Annotated in this window: 22 protein-coding genes; 17 read left to right on the forward strand and 5 right to left on the reverse strand. The window is 61.5% G+C overall.

The features are described 5' to 3' along the window. Window positions 1-165 precede the first annotated feature (165 nt). Both ACODS2_RS21445 and ACODS2_RS21450 read left to right on the forward strand, forming a co-directional pair. Complete coding sequence (locus tag ACODS2_RS21445; RefSeq protein WP_489000562.1) at window positions 166-1,416, forward strand: hypothetical protein; 1,251 nt, start codon at window positions 166-168, stop codon at window positions 1,414-1,416. A 32-nt stretch (window positions 1,417-1,448) separates the two neighbouring features. Then, complete coding sequence (locus ACODS2_RS21450) at window positions 1,449-2,630, forward strand: site-specific integrase (RefSeq protein ID WP_489000597.1); 1,182 nt, start codon at window positions 1,449-1,451, stop codon at window positions 2,628-2,630. A gap of 113 nt (window positions 2,631-2,743) precedes the next feature. On the opposite strand, the gene ACODS2_RS21455 is transcribed toward ACODS2_RS21450, so the two are convergent. From ACODS2_RS21455 to ACODS2_RS21465, 3 genes are all read right to left on the reverse strand, one after another. Further along, window positions 2,744-3,133, reverse strand: coding sequence for a MerR family transcriptional regulator (locus ACODS2_RS21455; protein WP_179563624.1), 390 nt, complete (start codon window positions 3,131-3,133; stop codon window positions 2,744-2,746). Next, window positions 3,130-5,388, reverse strand: a complete 2,259-nt coding sequence (locus ACODS2_RS21460; RefSeq protein ID WP_489000598.1) for a heavy metal translocating P-type ATPase — start codon at window positions 5,386-5,388, stop codon at window positions 3,130-3,132. The genes ACODS2_RS21455 and ACODS2_RS21460 overlap by 4 nt, the downstream gene beginning before the upstream one ends. Window positions 5,389-5,598: 210 nt before the next feature. Then, entirely contained in the window at window positions 5,599-6,486 is an 888-nt protein-coding gene (locus ACODS2_RS21465; RefSeq protein ID WP_489000563.1) for an NAD(P)/FAD-dependent oxidoreductase, read from the reverse strand. A 242-nt stretch (window positions 6,487-6,728) separates the two neighbouring features. On the opposite strand from ACODS2_RS21465, the gene ACODS2_RS21470 reads away from it, so the two are divergent. Continuing rightward, complete coding sequence (locus ACODS2_RS21470; RefSeq protein ID WP_489000564.1) at window positions 6,729-7,073, forward strand: flagellar biosynthetic protein FliQ; 345 nt, start codon at window positions 6,729-6,731, stop codon at window positions 7,071-7,073. 85 nt (window positions 7,074-7,158) lie between these two features. Beyond that, window positions 7,159-8,457: a type II restriction endonuclease gene (locus tag ACODS2_RS21475; RefSeq protein ID WP_489000565.1), complete on the forward strand. Its 1,299-nt coding sequence runs from the start codon at window positions 7,159-7,161 to the stop codon at window positions 8,455-8,457. A 10-nt stretch (window positions 8,458-8,467) separates the two neighbouring features. Here ACODS2_RS21475 and copD read toward each other — a convergent pair whose 3' ends face one another. Next, a complete protein-coding gene (gene copD, locus ACODS2_RS21480; RefSeq protein WP_489000566.1) occupies window positions 8,468-9,403 on the reverse strand; it encodes a copper homeostasis membrane protein CopD in 936 nt (311 codons plus the stop codon). A gap of 4 nt (window positions 9,404-9,407) precedes the next feature. Then, entirely contained in the window at window positions 9,408-9,758 is a 351-nt protein-coding gene (copC, locus tag ACODS2_RS21485) for a copper homeostasis periplasmic binding protein CopC (protein WP_489000567.1), read from the reverse strand. Between copC and ACODS2_RS21490 the strand changes: the two genes are divergently transcribed. The 13 genes from ACODS2_RS21490 (at window position 9,757) to ACODS2_RS21550 (ending at window position 18,257) form a co-directional block, all read left to right on the forward strand. Next, window positions 9,757-9,924 carry a hypothetical protein gene (locus ACODS2_RS21490; protein ID WP_489000568.1) on the forward strand — a complete coding sequence of 56 codons (168 nt, stop codon included), beginning with the start codon at window positions 9,757-9,759 and terminating at the stop codon, window positions 9,922-9,924. The two genes, copC and ACODS2_RS21490, sit on opposite strands and share 2 nt — an antisense overlap. An 86-nt stretch (window positions 9,925-10,010) precedes the next feature. Then, complete coding sequence (locus ACODS2_RS21495; RefSeq protein WP_489000569.1) at window positions 10,011-10,607, forward strand: c-type cytochrome; 597 nt, start codon at window positions 10,011-10,013, stop codon at window positions 10,605-10,607. Window positions 10,608-10,746: 139 nt separating this feature from the next. Then, window positions 10,747-11,028, forward strand: coding sequence for a hypothetical protein (locus tag ACODS2_RS21500; RefSeq protein ID WP_174839324.1), 282 nt, complete (start codon window positions 10,747-10,749; stop codon window positions 11,026-11,028). Beyond that, window positions 11,025-11,462: a periplasmic heavy metal sensor gene (locus ACODS2_RS21505; RefSeq protein ID WP_174839325.1), complete on the forward strand. Its 438-nt coding sequence runs from the start codon at window positions 11,025-11,027 to the stop codon at window positions 11,460-11,462. The genes ACODS2_RS21500 and ACODS2_RS21505 overlap by 4 nt, the downstream gene beginning before the upstream one ends. Beyond that, window positions 11,459-12,031, forward strand: a complete 573-nt coding sequence (locus ACODS2_RS21510) for an RNA polymerase sigma factor (RefSeq protein ID WP_489000570.1) — start codon at window positions 11,459-11,461, stop codon at window positions 12,029-12,031. Before ACODS2_RS21505 ends, ACODS2_RS21510 begins: the two co-directional genes overlap by 4 nt. A 93-nt stretch (window positions 12,032-12,124) precedes the next feature. After that, complete coding sequence (locus tag ACODS2_RS21515; protein ID WP_489000571.1) at window positions 12,125-14,020, forward strand: copper resistance system multicopper oxidase; 1,896 nt, start codon at window positions 12,125-12,127, stop codon at window positions 14,018-14,020. After that, on the forward strand, window positions 14,017-15,279 hold the full coding sequence (locus ACODS2_RS21520; RefSeq protein ID WP_489000572.1) for a copper resistance protein B: 1,263 nt from the start codon (window positions 14,017-14,019) through the stop codon (window positions 15,277-15,279). The genes ACODS2_RS21515 and ACODS2_RS21520 overlap by 4 nt, the downstream gene beginning before the upstream one ends. Further along, window positions 15,276-15,995 (forward strand): PepSY domain-containing protein, encoded by a 720-nt coding sequence (locus tag ACODS2_RS21525; RefSeq protein ID WP_489000599.1) that lies wholly within the window; start codon window positions 15,276-15,278, stop codon window positions 15,993-15,995. Before ACODS2_RS21520 ends, ACODS2_RS21525 begins: the two co-directional genes overlap by 4 nt. A 44-nt stretch (window positions 15,996-16,039) precedes the next feature. After that, window positions 16,040-16,486, forward strand: a complete 447-nt coding sequence (locus ACODS2_RS21530; protein WP_149524032.1) for a DUF305 domain-containing protein — start codon at window positions 16,040-16,042, stop codon at window positions 16,484-16,486. Window positions 16,487-16,556: 70 nt separating this feature from the next. Next, window positions 16,557-16,952, forward strand: coding sequence for a DUF305 domain-containing protein (locus ACODS2_RS21535; RefSeq protein ID WP_174839330.1), 396 nt, complete (start codon window positions 16,557-16,559; stop codon window positions 16,950-16,952). Window positions 16,953-16,996: 44 nt separating this feature from the next. Beyond that, entirely contained in the window at window positions 16,997-17,440 is a 444-nt protein-coding gene (locus tag ACODS2_RS21540; RefSeq protein WP_489000600.1) for a DUF411 domain-containing protein, read from the forward strand. 154 nt (window positions 17,441-17,594) lie between these two features. Beyond that, entirely contained in the window at window positions 17,595-17,861 is a 267-nt protein-coding gene (locus tag ACODS2_RS21545; RefSeq protein ID WP_489000573.1) for a hypothetical protein, read from the forward strand. Window positions 17,862-17,963: 102 nt separating this feature from the next. Beyond that, window positions 17,964-18,257, forward strand: a complete 294-nt coding sequence (locus tag ACODS2_RS21550; protein WP_489000574.1) for a hypothetical protein — start codon at window positions 17,964-17,966, stop codon at window positions 18,255-18,257. Window positions 18,258-18,323 lie beyond the last annotated feature (66 nt).

The raw sequence follows: 18,323 nt of genomic DNA on the forward strand, positions 1-18,323 counted from the left end.
AGACTCTACCGCAACCCTTGGGGAAACCAAAGTCAGCAGTTGGTTTCCCTCTACGTTCCTGACCAGATAAGCACGTGCGATAATTGCAGTTATCACATAAGCGCATTTGACCCGTCTTATTAATGTAGGGTACAAGCCGCCGAGGCGGGTAGGGGCGACAAGCGCGTGGAAAAGACAGTATTCTGGTCATGGCAGAGCGATCTCGACGCCCGCGTAACGCGCGACGTGATCCGATCGGCGCTCGATCAGGCGATCGGCATGCTGGCTGCCGATCTCGACGAGGCCGATCGGCCGAGCCTCACCTCGGACACACAGGGCGTCGCCGGCACGCCTGATATTGTTGCGACGATTCTGCGCAAGATCGACGAAGCCGCGGTGTTCGTGGGCGATGTCACACCGATCGCTGTCTCGGTGAGCGGGAAGACCTGCGCTAATCCGAACGTGCTCATCGAACTCGGCTATGCACATCGCGCTCTTGGTGAGAACCGCATCCTGCAAGTCTGGAACACGGCGTTCGAAGGCGCTGCCGTCGATAAGCTGCCTTTCGATATGCGTGGGCGGCGCGGACCTATTCCTTTCCACCTGGCGGTCGATGCCGATCGCGAGGAGCTGCGGCGCGTGCGCGCAGACCTCGCAAAGCGTATGGCCGAGTATCTTCGACTGGCGATGGATCAGTTGCCGGCACCGCTTCCCGAGGCGGTGCATTGGCAACCGCATTTCGCCGGCGACGCCAACCTTTGGTTCGACCGATCCGAGCCGCAGTTGGTGACAAACCCGGCCCACGGCACCACCAAATTTGTCTGGAAGGACAAATATCCGGGATATGCACGGGTGATCCCCTCAAAATGGGCTGCCAACCCCGGCGCCAAACAGGCTCTGGCCAACCACCCTGGACATGCGGCGCTGCTCGCCCGCGCCAATACGCTGAGCTACGGCATCAGCCGAGGCGGCGCGGTGGTCTATTGGCCCGGGACGGCGGAGGAGGGGGTCTATCCGACCCTCGCGGCGACCCAGTGGTTCGAGCAGACCGGCGAGTTCTGGGGCGTGGGTGGCGGCTTTCTCTTCGACCGTGAGGGTGATCGCCTGACGCTCGCGACCGGATATTTCTACCAACGGTGGCTCGGCTTTCTGGAGCGCAACTGCGCGCTCGCGCTTACGCATGGAGGCTCGCTCCCGATCCATGTGCGCCTGGGCGTGAGCGATCTTCGCGGAAGCTGGTGGCCGCGCGGTCGCTTCGACTTTGGTGATGAGGGTTACGCGGCCGTCGAGGATTCCTACGAATATGACGCGACACTGACGTCCGTCGACCCCGGCGAGCTCCAGCGTGTCGCGGTGGAGGCCTTCAATGGCCTTGCGGCGGCCTATGGCATCGAGCCTTTCACCCATGAGCAGATCGTCAAGGAATCGAGGCTCTAGAGGTGGCTGAGCTGCCCGCCCTGTTACCGCTGATGCCATCTCCGCCAAACTCCGGGATCGATCTCGTCTGGGAGGTGACGAAGATGGGGGCCGGGGGGACGATCACTGTCAATAAGGCGCTGATCGACGCCTTCCAGGCTGCCTCGTCACCTCACACCATCCGCGCGCTGAAATCCGACATCGAAGCGTTCGACGCCTGGTGTCGGCGAACCAATCGGTTCGCGCTGCCGGCGACGGCTGAGACCGTCGCCGATTATCTCGATGCGCGAGCAGAGACTGGTAGCCGGCCGGCGTCGCTGGCGCGCTACAAGGCGTCAATCGCCAAGATCCACCAGTTGCTCGATCTGAAGGATCCAACGCCAGCGCCATTGGTCAAGCTGCGGCTGCAGGCGGTGCGCCGCGAGAAGGGTGCCGCGCAGAAACAGGCGCGGCCGCTGCGGTTCAAGGGGCCAGTCCGCGACGTCGAGCGCGACAAGGCGCGCGGGCTTAACATCCGCGCGCTGCTCGAGAGCTGCGCGGACGATCTGCCGGGCCTGCGCGATCGGGCGCTGCTATCAACCGCTTACGATACCGGTCTGCGGGCTTCGGAACTGGTTGCGGTCGCGGTCGAACATATTGAAGGGGCGATCGACCCCGAGGCGCGGCTGCTACAGATCCTCCGCAGCAAGGGCGATCAGGACGGGGAGGGGGCGACCGCCTATCTCAGCCCTCGCACGGTCGCGGCAATCACGGCCTGGACCGAAGCCGCCGATATCACGGCGGGGCATCTGTTCCGGCGAGTGCAAGTGCGACGGTACAAGGCCCGTGCGGCGGTGCGCGGCAGGCCGATCGACAGCATCTCCGGACGCGAGGGCTGGGATCTGCGCAAGACGCTTTCCAAGCCCGCAGTGAAGGCGCGCGTCGAATACGATGTCGGCACGGCTGCGTTGCATCCAGGGTCAATCGGGCCGATCTTCCGGTCGATCATTCAGCGGGCATTCGATCTCGGCGCACTCCCCGATCTCACGGCCGAGGATCTAACTCGGCTACTGAAGGGAATAAGCGCGCACTCCACGCGGATTGGGCTCAACCAAGACCTTTTCGCCAGCGGCGAGGATCTCGCTGGGATCATGGACGCTCTGCGGTGGAAGTCGCCGCGCATGCCGCTTGCCTACAATCGCAATCTTGCGGCTGAGCAGGGGGCGGCGGGGCGGCTCATGGCGAAGCTCACCTGACGTAGCGCCCACATGTCGTGTCGCGACACCGCTCGCTGGCATCGCCCGGCATCCTAGTTGCGGCAGCTTCCTATTCGTTTCGAAGACCTCTCAGTGTGCAAGCTACACCCAGATCATTTAGTTTGTAGTGCGTCGATGATCGGACAATCTGGCCTCTCGTCCCCGTTGCAACGCTCGGCGAGGTCCAGCAACGACCTTCTGAGTGCCTCCAATCCAAGCGCCTTGCGATGCAATTCGGCGGCACGGGTCAATGCGATGTGCTTTACGTCGGCGCTTTCACGCGCACCGTCCGACCACAAGCTTAGCAGCGAGCGAATATCCTCGATCGGAAAACCAAGGTCGCGGGCATTGGCAATGAACCGCAGTCGATGGAGATCGGCATCGGAATAATCACGATAGCCAGACTGGCGGCGCGGCGCGGCACCGATCAGGCCGATTTTCTCATAATGGCGAATCATGCGCTGCGAGACGCCGCTGGCGCTCGATGCCTCGCCGATCTTCATAGCCTCGCCCGGTTGAGTCTTAGCGCATTGGTCACCACCGTGAAGCTCGACAGTGCCATCGCGGCGCCAGCGATCATCGGCGACAGCAAGATGCCTGCGATGGGGTAGAGGATACCGGCAGCGACCGGTACGCCGACCCCATTGAAGACGAACGAGAAGAACAGGTTCTGCCGGATGTTGCGCATGGTGGCGACCGCGAGCCGGCGTGCACGAACCATCGCGGCGAGATCGCCCTTGGTCAGTGTCATGCCAGCGCTCTCGATGGCGACGTCAGTCCCGGTGCCCATGGCGACGCCGACATCCGCCGCCGCCAGCGCCGGGGCGTCGTTGATTCCGTCGCCAGCCATCGCGACCACTGCGCCATTTGCTTTGAGTTCACCAATGATGCGGGCCTTGTCCTCGGGCTTCAGCCCGGCATGGACTTCGTCAATGCCGCCGATAGCCCGCGCCACCGCATCGGCCGTCGCTCTCGCGTCGCCGGTCAGCATCACGATCCGCAGCCCTTCCTCGCGCAGGGCGGCGATCGCGGAGCCCGCCGATTGTTTGATCGGATCTGCGACCACGAGGAGGCCGACCAGGTGGCCATCGATCGCTACGAGCATCACCCCCGCGCCTTCACTGCGGTGCGTGTCGGCTACGTTATCAAAGGATGACGGATCCACGCCAACGCGACGCATTTGTTCGGCATTGCCGACCACCACGTCGCGCCCGTCGACCTTGCCACTGACACCAAGCCCGGTCTGGGACTCAAACTGCTCGGCTTTCGCAATCGGAAGCTCGGCTTTACGCGCGGCTTCGACGATGGCCTGGGCAAGCGGATGTTCCGATAGAGCTTCTACGGCGGCTGCGGCCGATAACACCATGTTGTGCTCATACCCCTCAGCCAACTCGATGGTCGTAAGGGCCGGGCGGCCTTCGGTGAGCGTGCCGGTCTTATCGATCACCAGCGTGTCGACCTTCTCCATCATCTGCAGCGCTTCGGCATCCTTGACGAGCACACCGGCGCGCGCGCCGCGGCCGGTTCCTACCATGATCGACATTGGCGTCGCCAGGCCGAGCGCACAGGGACAGGCGATGATGAGCACGGCGATCGCATTGAGCAGGGCATGACCAAAGCGCGGCTCAGGACCGACGAAATTCCATACAATGAATGTCGCGATCGCGATCGCGACGACGAGCGGCACGAACCAGCCCGATACGCGGTCAGCAACCGCCTGGATCGGCGCGCGACTGCGCTGGGCTTCCGCGACCATCTTCACGATCCGCGCGAGCACCGTATCTGTGCCGACCGCGCGCGCCTCGATCACCAGCGTTCCCGTGCCATTGACGGTCCCGGCCGTGACAGTTGCGTCCTTCTCCTTGAGGACGGGGGCAGGTTCTCCCGTTATCATGGACTCGTCGACCGACGAGCGCCCGTCGATAACAACGCCATCGACCGGCACCGCCTCACCAGGGCGCACGCGGACATGGTCGCCGGCCATCAGTTCGGCGAGATCGACCTCCACCTCTTTGCCCTCGGCATCGATCCGCCGAGCGGTCTTCGGCGCAAGATCCATCAGCGCACGGATCGCGCGACCGGTCGCAGCCCGCGCTCGCAGCTCGAGCACCTGTCCGAGCAGGACCAGCGTCACCACGACCCCTGCCGCCTCGTAATAAACGGGCACGATCCCGTGCATCTGGAAGGAGGACGGAAATAGACCCGGCGCGACCGTGGCGACCACGCTGTAGGCGAACGCCGCGCCGACGCCGATCGCCACGAGCGTGAACATGTTGAGGTGCCACGTCGCGATCGAGGTCCAACCGCGCTGGAAGAATGGCCAGCCCGCCCACAGGACGATCGGCGCCGTCAGCGCGAGTTGCACCCAGGACGACCATGCCGGCGGCACGAAATCCATGCCGAGCATCTCCGCGACCATCGAGATTGCCAGCAGCGGGACGGCAAGAACAGCAGCCACCCAGGTTCTCCGGGTGAAGTCGACCAGCTCAGGATTGGGAGCATCATCAAGCGACGGCTCTTCGGGTTCGAGCGCCATGCCGCAGATCGGGCAGGTGCCCGGACCATCGCGACGAATTTCCGGGTGCATTGGGCACGTCCAGATCGCACCCGGCGCTGCGACCGCGGCCGTGTTGCCCTCGCCCGACAGATACCGCTTGGGGTCGGTGACAAACTTGGTGCGACAGCCTGCGCTACAGAAATGATAGTCCTTGCCATCATGCGAGGCATGATGAGGCGTTGCTGTCGGATCGACCTTCATGCCGCAAACCGGATCCTTGGCGCTCTTCGCGTCCGTGTCGCCGCCGTGCTTGCCGGCGCAGCAGCTGTGGGTGCCCGAATTGCTAGCAGGAACAGGGTCAGTCACAGGCTCGTCTCCTTATCGACTAATAGCAATCTGGGGTCTGACATCGTGTCAGGGTCAAGCCCGACCCACCTATTTTTTTTGCTTGGCTCACACAGCGCTGCCGCCTTAGCTCGACAACAGATTGTGGATGGCCGTCGCGGCCTTAGCCGCCTGACCTGCCGCCACGGCAATTTGATCCAGCCCTTCAACCATGTCGCCGGCAGCAAACAGGCCGGCGACCGTCGTTTGCTGGTGCTCATCGACGACGACGCAATCTGTCGGGCTCAGCTCTGCGCCAGCAGTTCGCGCCAATTCCGAGCGAGGAGAGGTTCCAAGGGCAACATAAAGGGTGTCGAAATGGAGCAATTGGCCATCCGTCAGATTTGCGAGCAGGATTTCTCCATCAATTGACAGATCCCGAACCGGAGCGCGTTTGACGGCAATACCGCCTCGAGCGAGATTTGCCGTCTCGGATACCGACAGTTGCGAACTGTCTTGGGCGAGCAAGGTCACGGTGTCGCTGTAGCGGCGAACGAACAGAGCCTCGGCTGCGCCATGGTCGGAGCAACCCAACACAGCCACTCGCTTGCCGCGGACCTCATAGCCGTCGCAGATCGGGCAATAGCGTATCAGTCCTTGGGCGACGCCTCGATCATGCGTTTCCTGCGCCATTCGCGGTCGATGATTTTTCACGCCTTGCGCAAGCAATATTGTCCGTGCGCTGAAAGTCTTGGCATTCGTATCGACGACGAAGCCCGTTCCGACCCGGTCGATGCGATCGACGACCCCAGTGACTAATTCGGCACCGTACTGGGCGGCATGTCGATGCATACGGACAAGCAGATTGTCGCCAGAGATACCGTCTGGAAAACCGAGGAGGTTATGTGTCGTCGGGATGCGCGAGGCGCGGCCATCGCCAGCATCGATGACCAGCGTAGAACGCAGAAACCGGGCGAGATAAGTGGCTGCTGTCAGCCCCGCGGGGCCGCCTCCGATGATTACGCAGTCGTACATGCCTGCCTTTCGCTGACCTCGCCCGTCACTGCTATTACGCGGCACGCCGCTTCTTCCCTCGAAAGCGGGCGCGCTCTTCAAAAAAAGCGGTGGGTCGCGAGGGGTAAGCTCCGTCGCTGCGTAAATTCAGATGAAGCCCATCGCCAAGCAGGATGGACTGCCCAGATGCCCACGGGTCGCAGCGTGGGGGGGGGGGGCGAGCGGATGTGGGGAAGACGGATTGGAATGACCGATTGCGCTCCATGTCGCTCGCCCCGCAACAACCACAGCTCGCAACGTCAGCGGGCGACGACACCATCATCGACGGGGGAGAGATAGAGACCTACAGCCCGTTTTCGGTTTCGATGGGCCGAGCGCTTTGGGTGATGATGCTCGTCGCTGGACCTCCGCTGATAATCATGCTGGTGGTCGGGCTCATTATCTCCATGATCCAGGCCGCGACGTCGATCAACGAACAGACCGTGAGCTTCGTCCCCAAGCTCCTGGCGTTCATCTTATTCCTCGCACTTTACGGGGCAACCGTTGGCGATCTTCTGATTGACTACACCCGTGACCTGCTGATTCATATCCCGGACGATATCAGATGACGGCCGGCGCTTTTCGTCCTGGGCGGCCGCGCAAAAACTGTTCGTATATTGGACGGAGTGCTAGCGTTGGAGAAGATCGGCGTGAATGGGGGAACGGGGCTTGGCGGAATTTGAAGTGCTGGCGCGGCAACTGATCCAGCGTTGGAAGGAGGACCCGAACGCGACCTATCAAAGCTGGTTTCTTTGGGACGAGCGCATCAAGAATTTCCGCTCGATCCGACGGGGTCTCGCCCAGGTAGTCGCTGAAATCGAAGCCGGGGCTTTCGGCGTCACCTATCGCGGATCTTCGCTTGAAACGGTCGTTCATTCGGTCGCCGAGCAACGGCAGATATTCAAAGGTGCGGATCATGCGTTTCTCTGGAAGCCAAAATTGCGCATCCCTGACATCTACGAAAACCCGGCGAACCAGCGCGCTTTTGGCCGGTTGCTCGATCATTGTGCGTGCTGCGATACCGCTGAAGAGATTATCGCGGGTATCCACACCATTGATCGTTTGAACATCAAAGGGCTCGGGCCTGCGGTCGCCAATCTCCTCTATTTCCTGCATCCGACCCTCGTGCCGCCGTTCAACACGGCGATCGTCAACGGCTATAACAAGCTGACCGGTGGCAAGGTGAAGCTCGGAAGCTGGCAGCATTTTCTCGCGATGCGCTCGGGTGTGCTGGACCTTAACGAACGGTTTCGCGATCTGCTGTCGAACGATCTCGGCGCCATTGGCGGCCTCCTGTTCGATATTGGCTCGGGCCGTTACCCGGCGCCGCCGCGCGACGAGGAAGACCAGACGGTTAGATCTTGGGCGGCACGTCTCGAACAGGCCAGGGCCGAAGCGCAAACGCTTAACAAGGCCCTTCAGAAACAGGGCGAGAGCGATCGAACCCATTCGGAAATCCAAGCCTGGCTTCGCGATATAGGCCGTGCGTTGGGCTACGATGTCTGGATAGCATCCAACGATCGGGGGCGACTTCACGATAGCGTGCGCTTGGGGGACGGGTGTCTCGAGAGCCTGCCAGCTTCAATTTCAACATCGACGGGCGCTGATGCCATCCGCCTTATCGATGTGCTTTGGCTCGAGCGAGGCGAGGACCGAGTCGCGGCCGCCTTCGAAGTCGAGCATTCGACGTCGATTTATTCGGGCATCGTCCGGATGCTCGACCTTGCCTTGAGCGGGAGCGAACTGCACGCCACAGCCGGACTGTTCCTTGTGGCCCCTGATGCACGGGAGAGCGAAGTGCGGGCACAGCTCGCGCGGCCAGCATTCAGCCGCATCGCAGATCTTGAGATTGCCTATCTTCCCTATGGCGAACTCGAGCGCCACAGAGAGGCGATTTCCCGGTTCGGTTCGGGCCTGAAAGCAATCAAGGCCATATCGCGTGCTTTGCCGTAAGGCCGCATGTCTACATCCCCGAGGAAGGGGGGGCCAATAATCCCAGCCAGGCAACAAGCGCGAGAATGGTGAGCGCACAGCCGCTCTCGACAATGAGACTGCGGCGAAGTGACCCGATCGCCGATGACATGTCCCCGGTTTCGATCGCTGCCGCCAGGGCAGGGGTGAGGAAGAAGCGATTAGCGGCGGCCAGGAACAGCATCGCGCCAAACAGCATCAGTTTCACGGCCAGCAACACGCCGTAGAGGGTGGTAAAAAGCGCCGCCAGGTTGGACGGTCCGACCAAGATCCAACTGTTGATGAAGCCTGACAGGATGAGCAGACCCACGACGATCGATCCTACCTTTGCGAAGCCATCCAACGCCCGGTGAGACAGGTGGACATGATCGATTGCCATGCGGGCCGCTGGGCGAAAAATGAGCAGGCACAGGGCGGAAAGCGCTCCAATCCATATGCCTGCGGCCAACAGATGAGTGATGTCGGCGCCAAGATGGATCCATCCCCACAAACCTTCATCGGCCGCGCCGTGACCAGTCCAGGCCAAAGTCGCGAGAGCGATCGCTGCCGTCACTGAAACTGACCCGAGGGCGAATGCAGGGCATCGCCACCCGACAACGGAAAAGTACAGGACCAGTAAGAGTGCTGCCACCCGAACTTGCCAGACGGTGCCGATCGCTGTGCCCGATATCAGAAGATTAACAGTGGCGCGGTCCACTTGATCGACCCGCACACCGCCCATCGAGGCCGCCAAGGCTATCATGCCCAAAATCGATAATACGATGCCGGCAAGCGCGATCGTCGCCAAGACCGAGCGAAAGCGCAGGACCGAGCCGGATGCTCGCTCGGCCCCGCGTAACGTATATAGGCCGAACATCGGCAACCCGAAAAGCAACATGAGATCGAGATAAAGCCCTAGCCTGACCGCAATCGCTATGATGTCCGGCACGCTCTTACTGGACCTTGAAGGTATAGCTGCCCTGAATGCGATGGGTGTCGGTAGAGACGACGTGATAGTCGACCTTGTAGGTTCCAACCGGCAGCGGCTTGGCAAGCGTGGCTACGAGCGTCTTGCCATCTGCGGCCACGGTCGCCTTGACACCGTTCATCTTCATCGGCCCCATCTTCATGGCGGGCATTTCGGTCATCGTCAGGTCGATCCCGGAAAATTGCGCGACCAGTGCTTCGGAAAAGACGAGCTGAATTCTGGCCGGAGCCGAAACGACTGTATCGGCCGCGGGCGTGGCATTGGTGAGTTTGGGGTGCGCCTGAACAGCGGTAGCGGCGAACACAGACGCCGCCATGGCGACGGCAAAAGCAGTTTTACGAAACATCGATTTCTCCATGGGCGGCGATACTGCCGACAAAGCGATTTACGCACCGCGCACCGTGACCCCTCATTCGACGGGCATGATTTCTTCGAATTCGGTGTGCCAACTGGTGTGCGCCGGAGACCTGCGCGACGGATGAGGGGTGGAAGCTCGCCGCGCGTATGATCAAGTGGATAGGTGCGACATCACCGATCGACCAAGGGCTTTTCGGCTGGGGAGGACGCGATGGAAGATTCAAGGAAGGCATGGCTTCGGAAACATTTTCCGAGCGGCCCGTTCATCGCGGTCGCGGCGCTGGTCGGCGGTGCACTGGCTGGGATTGTCGTATATGTGGGCGCCTATGACATCGGGGCGGATTCGCCGCACACCAGACCGGTCTATTGGCTGATAGAGCAGCTTCGTGATCGTTCGATCGCCGTCCGGGCTCGCAACGTGGGCGTCCCAGCCAACCTAGAGGACGTGAAACGGCTGCAGAGCGGCGCAGGACTTTACACCGAGATGTGCAGCGGCTGCCATCTCGCACCGGGTCTGGAAAAGTCCGAGATCAGCCAAGGCCTTTATCCCCAGGCTCCCGAGCTTTTCCGGGAGCCACAGAGATCGGCAAAGGAGCAATTCTGGATCATCAAGCATGGGGTCAAGCTGACTGCGATGCCGGCTTGGGGTAAAACGCATAGCGACGAATTGATTTGGGACATGGTGGCTTTCGTGCGGCAACTGCCCAAGATGACCCCGGCGCAATATCAGGCAGCGATTGCCAGTGCGCCTGAAGACCATGACGCGATGATGAAGGATATGCCTGGCATGAAAAAGATGATGCCGTAACAATGTGTCCGCCTGCCGACAGGTCGCCGTTCAGCCAAACCGACCGCGGGGGACGCAATCACTAAGGGCTGGTTGAGCGAACGGTGGAGGGGGCGGCCCTCGTGCCAGCGCGCTGAACAGATAGAGATTGGGATTTGCGATGAAAACAGACTTGGATGGGCTTTTGACCCGCTTGCGCAATGAACCGGATCATCCGGGCCTGATCGGTCTGGAGGAGGCCGTGTTCCAACGCATTGCGGCATTGCCGCAGGTTTCGGCCGCTTCTCAACTCCGGTTTGGTGCAGTGGCCGCCTTTGGAGCAGTGCTGCTCGGTATCGCCAGCAACGGATTTACGCCGCCTGCCGAGGCATCGGTCACGCTCTCGCCGTTCGGGCCATCCAATCCGCTTGCCCCCTCGACGCTGCTGGTAGGCTCTCAATGAAGGCAAAATTGCTTGTTTTGGTAGCTGTCGTCGCCTTCGTCGCAGCCGTTGCGGGCGTGTTCCTTGGGCGTCACTTCTTCCCCCAGCCCAAGGCGGCCGGTGTCGAACTCCACGACGTGTTGCACAGCAAGCTCGACCTGGACGACCGTCAGAAGGCGCAGATCGAACTGCTTGAGCAGCGCTTTGCCGTGCGTCGTCGCGCGCTGGAGCTCGAACTGAGAGCGGACAACGCGCGTCTCGCGGCCGCGATCGAAGCCGAACATGGCAACGGACCGGGTGTCACGGCGGCCGTCGATCAGTCGCATCAGGCGATGGGCGAACTGCAAAAGGAAACGCTTGGCCATATCTTCGCGATGCGCCAGATCTTGCGCCCTGATCAGGCCAAGACCTTCGATCAGGCGGTGGTACATGCGCTCACCGACGATGCACGGTGAGTCTGGATCTTCGCGCGTGCTCGGACGGTGAACTAGCAGCGCTAACGCTCGCGGGTCGGCAGCCGGCCTTCGCAGAGATCATGCATCGGCACCAGGCTGCGATATTTCGACTGGTACGCGGCCTGGTGGGTAATGCCGAGGACGCGCTAGACCTCACCCAGGACTGCTTCGTCTCCGCGTTCAGCCATCTGCGAAAATATGATGGCGCGCGGCCGCTCCGGGCTTGGCTGTCCCGGATCGCGATTAACAAATGCCGCGACTGGCACCGCCGCCAGAAGGTGCGGCAGCTTTTCACCTTCGGTTCTGCAGCGTCCGACGCCGAGATCGAACAAGTGCCGGATGATGCACCCTCCGCGCATGCCAGTGCCGACTCGAAAATGGAGCTCGAGCGAATGGCCGCCGCAATCAGCGCGCTACCGGTCTCGTTGCGGGAAGTTCTGTTGCTCCGCACAGTCGAAGGGCTGAATCAGTCGGAAGCGGCAACTGCGCTCTCGATAAGTGGCAAGGCGGTCGAGACGCGCCTTTACCGTGCGCGGTCGCGCCTTGCGGAAATCTTGGCCGAGGAATGAGGGGGGCGCCCCGCTCGCGCGTAAGGAGAGAGAGATACCGCGCTCGAGCGCCTTTGCGGACCCGGAGTGCTGCAGTTTGAACAAGGAGATACTATGCCCCCGTTATTGAACCGCCGCGACCTTTTCCGCGGTGCCGCATTGACCGGCGGTGGTCTGGCATTGTCGGCCTGGATGCCGGCATGGGCTCAGCCCGTTTCGGCCGGGATCGTGAAGCCGCTCCCGATCGTCACCGGGAACGACATCACGCTCAAAATCGCCCATCAGATGATGATGATCGATGGCCGGGCAAGCCATGCCATTGGCATCAACGGCACGGTGCCGGCACCCCTCATCCGGCTGCGCCAGGGCCAGACGGCGCGCCTGTCGGTGATCAACGATCTCGACGAAGACAGCTCGATCCACTGGCATGGCTTACTCGTACCATTCCAGTTTGATGGCGTGCCCGGGATCAGCTTCCCCGGCATCAAACCAAAGTCGACCTTCGTCTACGAGTTCCCGATCGTTCAGGCGGGCACATATTGGTATCATAGCCATTCGGGGCTGCAGGAGCAGATGGGCCATTATGGGCCGATCGTCATCGATCCGGAAGGCGAGGACCCGATCCGCTCGGATCGCGAGCATGTCGTCGTGCTGTCCGACCATAGCCAGATGCACCCCCACGCGATTTTCCGGAAGCTCAAGCAGGTCGGCGGGGGCTATTTCAACTATCAGCGCCAAACGCTGGCCGGTCTCCTGGCCAAGAAAGACCAACCACTCAAGGAACGTCTCGACTGGGGCAATATGCGTATGGACCCGACCGACGTTTCCGATGTCACGGGTTCGACCTATACATATCTCGTGAACGGGCATGGCCCGCAGGACAATTGGACTGCGCTCTTCCGGCCCGGCGAGCGCGTCCGGCTGCGTTTCGTCAACGCCTCTGCGATGACGACATTCAATGTCAGGATTCCCGGCCTCAAACTTACGGTCGTTCAGGCCGACGGGCTCAACGTCAGGCCTGTCGAGGTTGACGAGTTCCAGATCGCGGTGGCCGAGACTTACGACGTCATCGTCACACCGACTGATGATCGCGCCTATACGCTGGTCGGCGAATCCGTCGATCGATCGGGCATGGCCCGCGCAACTCTGGCTCCGCGCGAAGGCATGGCAGCTGAAGTGCCTGCGCTACGCAAACGTCCCCTCGCTAATATGAAAGACATGGGCATGGGGGACATGGATATGGGTGGCATGCAAGGCATGGATCACGCAGCGATGGGACATGACATGTCGGCAAGCGGGGCCGCCGCGGGCGGTATGGCTGGAATGAACATGGAATCCGGGGCCTCGATGCCCGCAATGGACAAGCCGGCCGATGGTTCGATGGCGAACATGCCTGGAATGGGTGCGCCTGCCGGCGACGCGATGGGCGGCATGGCGATGGGCGGAATGGGCGGCATGAATATGCGCGACGCCAGCAAAGCCCCGCAGGTCAAGATGGGGCCTGGCGTGCAGACGATCTCTCCTATGCCGATGGATCGCACGGGAGAGCCCGGACAGGGCCTTGACGATGTCGGGCACCGTGTTCTGGTCTATCGCGATCTCATGGCGGTCGACCGCAATCCCGACGTGCGGGCACCCGACCGCGCAATGGAGATTCATCTGACCGGAAACATGGAACGCTATATGTGGTCGTTCGACGGCGTGAAGCTGAGCGACAAGCGGGAGCCGATTCCGTTTCTCGAAAATGAACGGGTGCGTGTCACGCTGGTGAACGACACGATGATGTCGCACCCGATCCATCTTCACGGACATTTTTTCGAGCTGGTCACGGGCCATGGCGAATATTCGCCGCGCAAGCACACGGTGAACGTCGCGCCGGGCGGCAAGGTGAGCTTCGATCTCACCGCCAACGCAGTCGGAGATTGGGCCTTCCACTGCCATATGCTCTACCACATGCACGCCGGGATGATGCGCGTAGTCTCTGTCCGTCCCCGGGGAGAAGCCGCATGAAGTCGCTTCTTCTCCTGATCAGCGCCGCGCCGCTCGCTTTCGCAGTACCGGCGAGCGCGCAATCCATGCAGAATATGCCGGGCATGAACATGCCTGCAGCCAAGGCGCCCGCGAAGAAGAGGCCTGCAGCCAAGCCCGCTACGCCCGCCAAGCGCAAAACGTCGGCCAAGCCGGCTACCAGACCAACACCCGCCAGGCGCGCGACACCTGCGGCGAAACCCAATGCCGCCGCCCACGACATGTCGGGAATGGGCACCATGCCCGGAATGGATATGTCGGGAACGGCGGGAAGCAAGGCATCTCCGAAGGCCGATCCCCATGCCGGACATGACATGTCGAGCATGCCTGGCATGACAATGCCGGACACGGCGGGTGGCGCTATGAAACATGATATGCCCGGCATGAATATGCCTGCTGCTGGAAGTGGTCAGCCGATGGAGCATGACATGTCGTCGATGCCCGGGATGGCGATGGATGGGCAGATGGCGGGGCATGGGGCAGGGGGCACGAGCCTTGTACCGGGCAACGCGCCGGCACCATTGCCGCCGAGCGATCACTATGCGGATCGGATTTACCAGAACGGCGCGATGGCCGATTCCCGCGCTATGTTGCACAACGAACATGGCGGCAGCACATCCTCGATGATCCTGTTCAACCTGGCCGAATATCAGGTCCGAAATGGTCGCGATGGCTATCGCTGGGACGGCGAAGCGTGGTTCGGCAAGGATCTCGATCGGCTTGTCGTCAAGACCGAGGGCGAGGGGGCTTTTCGAGAAGGCGTCGATAGCGCCGAAGTCCAGGCGCTCTACAGTCGCGCACTCGATCCCTACTGGAATGTGCAGGCGGGCGTCCGCTACGATTTCAAGCCCAATCCCTCCCGCACCTACGCAACGATCGGCATTGAGGGCGTCGCGCCTTACTGGTTCGAAACGGAAGCTACCGTGTTTCTGTCGAACAAGGGCGAGGTGCTGGGACGGGTCGAGGGCTATTACGATCAGCGCCTCACGCAGCGTTTTATCCTTCAGCCCCGCGTCGAACTGAACCTTTCGGCCCAGGATGTGCCCGAAACCCGGATCGGGTCGGGCCTCTCCAACGCGGAGCTGGGCTTGCGCCTGCGCTATGAGATTCGACGTGAATTTGCTCCCTATATCGGCGTTTCCTACGACCGAAAGCTCGGTAAGACAGCTGACTATGCGCGGGCAGACGGAAAGGACGTCAAGGCGACGAGCTTCGTCATTGGCGTGCGGACCTGGTTCTGAGGAGCGCTCGGCTTCGGCTCCACGTCGGGGCTAGCCGCGTCCACCGCTGGCTGGCTCTGATCATCGGTGTCCAGCTATTGCTATGGGTTGCCAGCGGCCTGATCATGAGCGTGCTGCCGATCGATCGGGTTCGCGGTGAACGTCTCGTGGAGCGGGTATCGCCAGCGACGCTTGATCAAGCTCGTCCCCGCGCACCGCTGGATCTCGTGTTGCGCAAGGCGAACAAACCCGCGCGAGAGGTCCGCTATCGTCTGCTGCTGGGACGCGAGGTCGCCGAGGTCGAGCTGGCCGATGGTGCGGTGGCGCTCCACGACGCCGAGACTGGAAAGCGCATCCCTCCTCTAAATGCTGCAATGGCGCGAGCAGTCGCGGTCCAAGCCTATCGCGGCGTGGCGCCGACGCCGAGCGTACGCGCCATTTTGACCGCCAGCACCGAATATAAGGCGACGCTGCCGGCATGGCGGGTCGATTTCCCGGACCACGACGCGACCCGTATCTATGTTGCGCAAAACAGCGGTCGAATTGTTGCCGTCAGGAACGGCACCTGGCGTCTCTACGACTTCTTCTGGGGCCTCCACATCATGGACTGGAAGAACCATGAGGATTTCAACTCACCTTGGCTGATTGGATTCGCCGCTGGGGGGCTTGCGCTGGCGATCGCTGGTTCTGCCCTTTTGTATTTTCGCTGGCCGCGAAAGCGGCGCCGCAAGAACTGAACAAACATGGGGAATTCTTGGGCGGGGGCCAAAGGAGACGACCGATGATGAAGAATGCTTATGCGAGCCTCGCGCTGCAGACGCTGGTCGGCGGCATTATCATGTATTTGGTGATGTTCGTCATGATCGACAGCCTGGGGAGCTTCTACAATAATCTCAATATGGTCTATATGACGCTGATGATGGTCGCGCCGATGGTGGTGCTGATGATCCTCGCAATGGGTCATATGTTCCCATCAAAGGCGGCCAATGCTGCCCTTCTGGTCGGCTCGGTTGTGATATTTGCTGGATCGTTCGCCCTGATCCGCACGCAAACGACGATCGGTGACACGGCATTCCTGCGTTCGATGATCCCGCACCATTCGGGGGCGATCCTCATGTGTCGCGAGGCGACCTTGAAGGACCCGGAAATCGTCCGGCTGTGCGGTGGCATCGAGGAATCCCAACGGCGCGAGATTGATGAGATGAAGGCTATTCTCGCCCGCAAGTAGGTTTCGCCATCCCATTCTCGAAAATTAGCGCAGGCTTGCGAGGGTAATGGCGCGCTCGCGCGTATTAACAATGCGGGGCGATGAGGAGAGAATTGTGAAGAAAATAATCGCCGTCATGATCGTGGGATTGTTGACCACACCCGCGATCGCGCAAATGCAGGGCATGGACCATTCAAAGATGGACATGGGCCAGATGATGAACCCTACGCCGGCCAACCCGTATCCGCCGGCCGAGATGGAGATGCATCAGAAGATGATGTCCGCCATGGGCGGCGACGCGACGGAAACCTGGGTTCGCAAGATGATCGAGCATCATCGCGGCGCGATCGCGATGTCACGCATCGTCTTGCGCGACACAAAGGACGCGCAGGTTCGAACGATGGCGACCAAGGCGATTACCGAGCAGACTCGGGAAGTGGGCGAGCTGCAGGGCTGGCTAAGAGCTCACCACAAGCGTGCGCAGTAGAGACTTCCCCCCGCCCAAGGGCGGGGGGATAACTGAAGGTGTATATGCCACTCAAACTCGTTCTTGCTGCGTTCGCCGCGTCTGTCTCGGTCGCCAATGCCGCGGCCGTACCTATCCTAGTCCATCGCGATCCAGGCTGTGGTTGCTGCGAGAAATGGGCCGCCCAGATCCGCCAGCAATTCGGCCGGCGCGTGGCCATAATCGATGATCAGCAGCGATCTGCCTTTCAGCGCGTGCACGGCGTGCCCGCTCGGCTGTCATCATGTCATACAGCGATCGTCGACGGCATGGTTTTCGAGGGACACGTCCCTATCGCGGACATGAAGCGCGTTCTCGCGCAGCGTCCTCGTGGTGTGAGCGGTCTTGCCGTAACGGGCATGCCTCTCGGATCACCAGGCATGGAGGGCCCCGGGCAGCCGGTTCAGCCGTTCAATGTCTTAGCCTTTGGTGCAGGAAGCAAAACTATCTACGCGCGGCACGGCGAATGAGCATGACGTTGCTCTTGGATCAAGATTGGCGTAGTTGATTACAGCTGTGAAATGTGCGCTTCCCCTCTTTCTCCTGCTCGGAGCCCTGCTCGGTCTGCTCGGCCAGGAAGCCGCCTTTGCGTCAGCACCGCCTGTAGTGTCCGTATCGATGGCGATGACCGGGACGGCCGATTCCGGCATGTCCGAAGACTGCATGAAGATGATGACGCAGCAACAGCAGCCCGCGCAGAAACCCTGCAAGGGCATGACGCTCGCCTGCATCGCCGCGATGGGCTGTGTCATTCCCATGGCGGTTCGCAATGACGCACCGACGCTTGCGGTGCGCGCGGCCGATCCGACCCTGGCCTTCTGGGCGACCACCACTGTCCTGCGCGGCGGTGACGTTGCTCCCGAACCGGAACCGCCGACTCTCCTTGGCTGATCGAACTCGGCCGTAAGGTTGGAAGGGTCGTTGCGCCTGTCGCGTATCGAACCTCCTGTCCAACCTGCGGCTACCCCGATGATTTGCCAAAGGATGATAGTCATGAAGAACCGTGTTTTCTATGCACTGCTGGGCGTAGCCCTTGCCGCACCCGTCGCCGCATTCGCCGGCGTCCCCGACCATAGCCAGCAGTCCGGCCATTATGAGTGGAAGTCGGTCCCGCAATACGGACCGCGTGCGCCGCTCCAGGGACAGCGGCGCGTCTGGGTGCCTGATACCACGCAAGTGGCGGCGTGCGACTGCGACATGATGAAGATGAGCAGCGCCGACGCTGCTGATTGCATGAAGCAGATGCACAGCATGGCATCGCCTTCGTCGGCCCCGTCGGTCGGTTAGGCAAAAGTTCTGGCCGCTTCAGGTCGCATAGACGGCTAGGCCAGCAGTGGCGGCGGAATGCCCCCC

It is taken from the genome of Novosphingobium sp. FG137, from assembly GCF_057809735.1.

Coding starts and splice junctions, on each gene's coding strand:
- ACODS2_RS21465 (WP_489000563.1), bottom strand. CDS start 6,486: ATGTACGACTGCGTAATCATCGGAGGCGGCCCCGCGGGGCTGACAGCA.
- ACODS2_RS21500 (WP_174839324.1), top strand. CDS start 10,747: ATGAAAACAGACTTGGATGGGCTTTTGACCCGCTTGCGCAATGAACCG.
- ACODS2_RS21535 (WP_174839330.1), top strand. CDS start 16,557: ATGCGGGGCGATGAGGAGAGAATTGTGAAGAAAATAATCGCCGTCATG.
- ACODS2_RS21530 (WP_149524032.1), top strand. CDS start 16,040: ATGATGAAGAATGCTTATGCGAGCCTCGCGCTGCAGACGCTGGTCGGC.
- ACODS2_RS21495 (WP_489000569.1), top strand. CDS start 10,011: ATGGAAGATTCAAGGAAGGCATGGCTTCGGAAACATTTTCCGAGCGGC.
- ACODS2_RS21490 (WP_489000568.1), top strand. CDS start 9,757: ATGGCGACGGCAAAAGCAGTTTTACGAAACATCGATTTCTCCATGGGC.
- ACODS2_RS21455 (WP_179563624.1), bottom strand. CDS start 3,133: ATGAAGATCGGCGAGGCATCGAGCGCCAGCGGCGTCTCGCAGCGCATG.
- ACODS2_RS21475 (WP_489000565.1), top strand. CDS start 7,159: ATGGGGGAACGGGGCTTGGCGGAATTTGAAGTGCTGGCGCGGCAACTG.
- ACODS2_RS21520 (WP_489000572.1), top strand. CDS start 14,017: ATGAAGTCGCTTCTTCTCCTGATCAGCGCCGCGCCGCTCGCTTTCGCA.
- ACODS2_RS21505 (WP_174839325.1), top strand. CDS start 11,025: ATGAAGGCAAAATTGCTTGTTTTGGTAGCTGTCGTCGCCTTCGTCGCA.
- ACODS2_RS21545 (WP_489000573.1), top strand. CDS start 17,595: ATGACCGGGACGGCCGATTCCGGCATGTCCGAAGACTGCATGAAGATG.
- ACODS2_RS21450 (WP_489000597.1), top strand. CDS start 1,449: ATGCCATCTCCGCCAAACTCCGGGATCGATCTCGTCTGGGAGGTGACG.
- ACODS2_RS21470 (WP_489000564.1), top strand. CDS start 6,729: ATGTCGCTCGCCCCGCAACAACCACAGCTCGCAACGTCAGCGGGCGAC.
- copC (WP_489000567.1), bottom strand. CDS start 9,758: ATGGCGGCGTCTGTGTTCGCCGCTACCGCTGTTCAGGCGCACCCCAAA.
- ACODS2_RS21515 (WP_489000571.1), top strand. CDS start 12,125: ATGCCCCCGTTATTGAACCGCCGCGACCTTTTCCGCGGTGCCGCATTG.
- ACODS2_RS21540 (WP_489000600.1), top strand. CDS start 16,997: ATGCCACTCAAACTCGTTCTTGCTGCGTTCGCCGCGTCTGTCTCGGTC.
- ACODS2_RS21550 (WP_489000574.1), top strand. CDS start 17,964: ATGAAGAACCGTGTTTTCTATGCACTGCTGGGCGTAGCCCTTGCCGCA.
- ACODS2_RS21460 (WP_489000598.1), bottom strand. CDS start 5,388: ATGAAGGTCGATCCGACAGCAACGCCTCATCATGCCTCGCATGATGGC.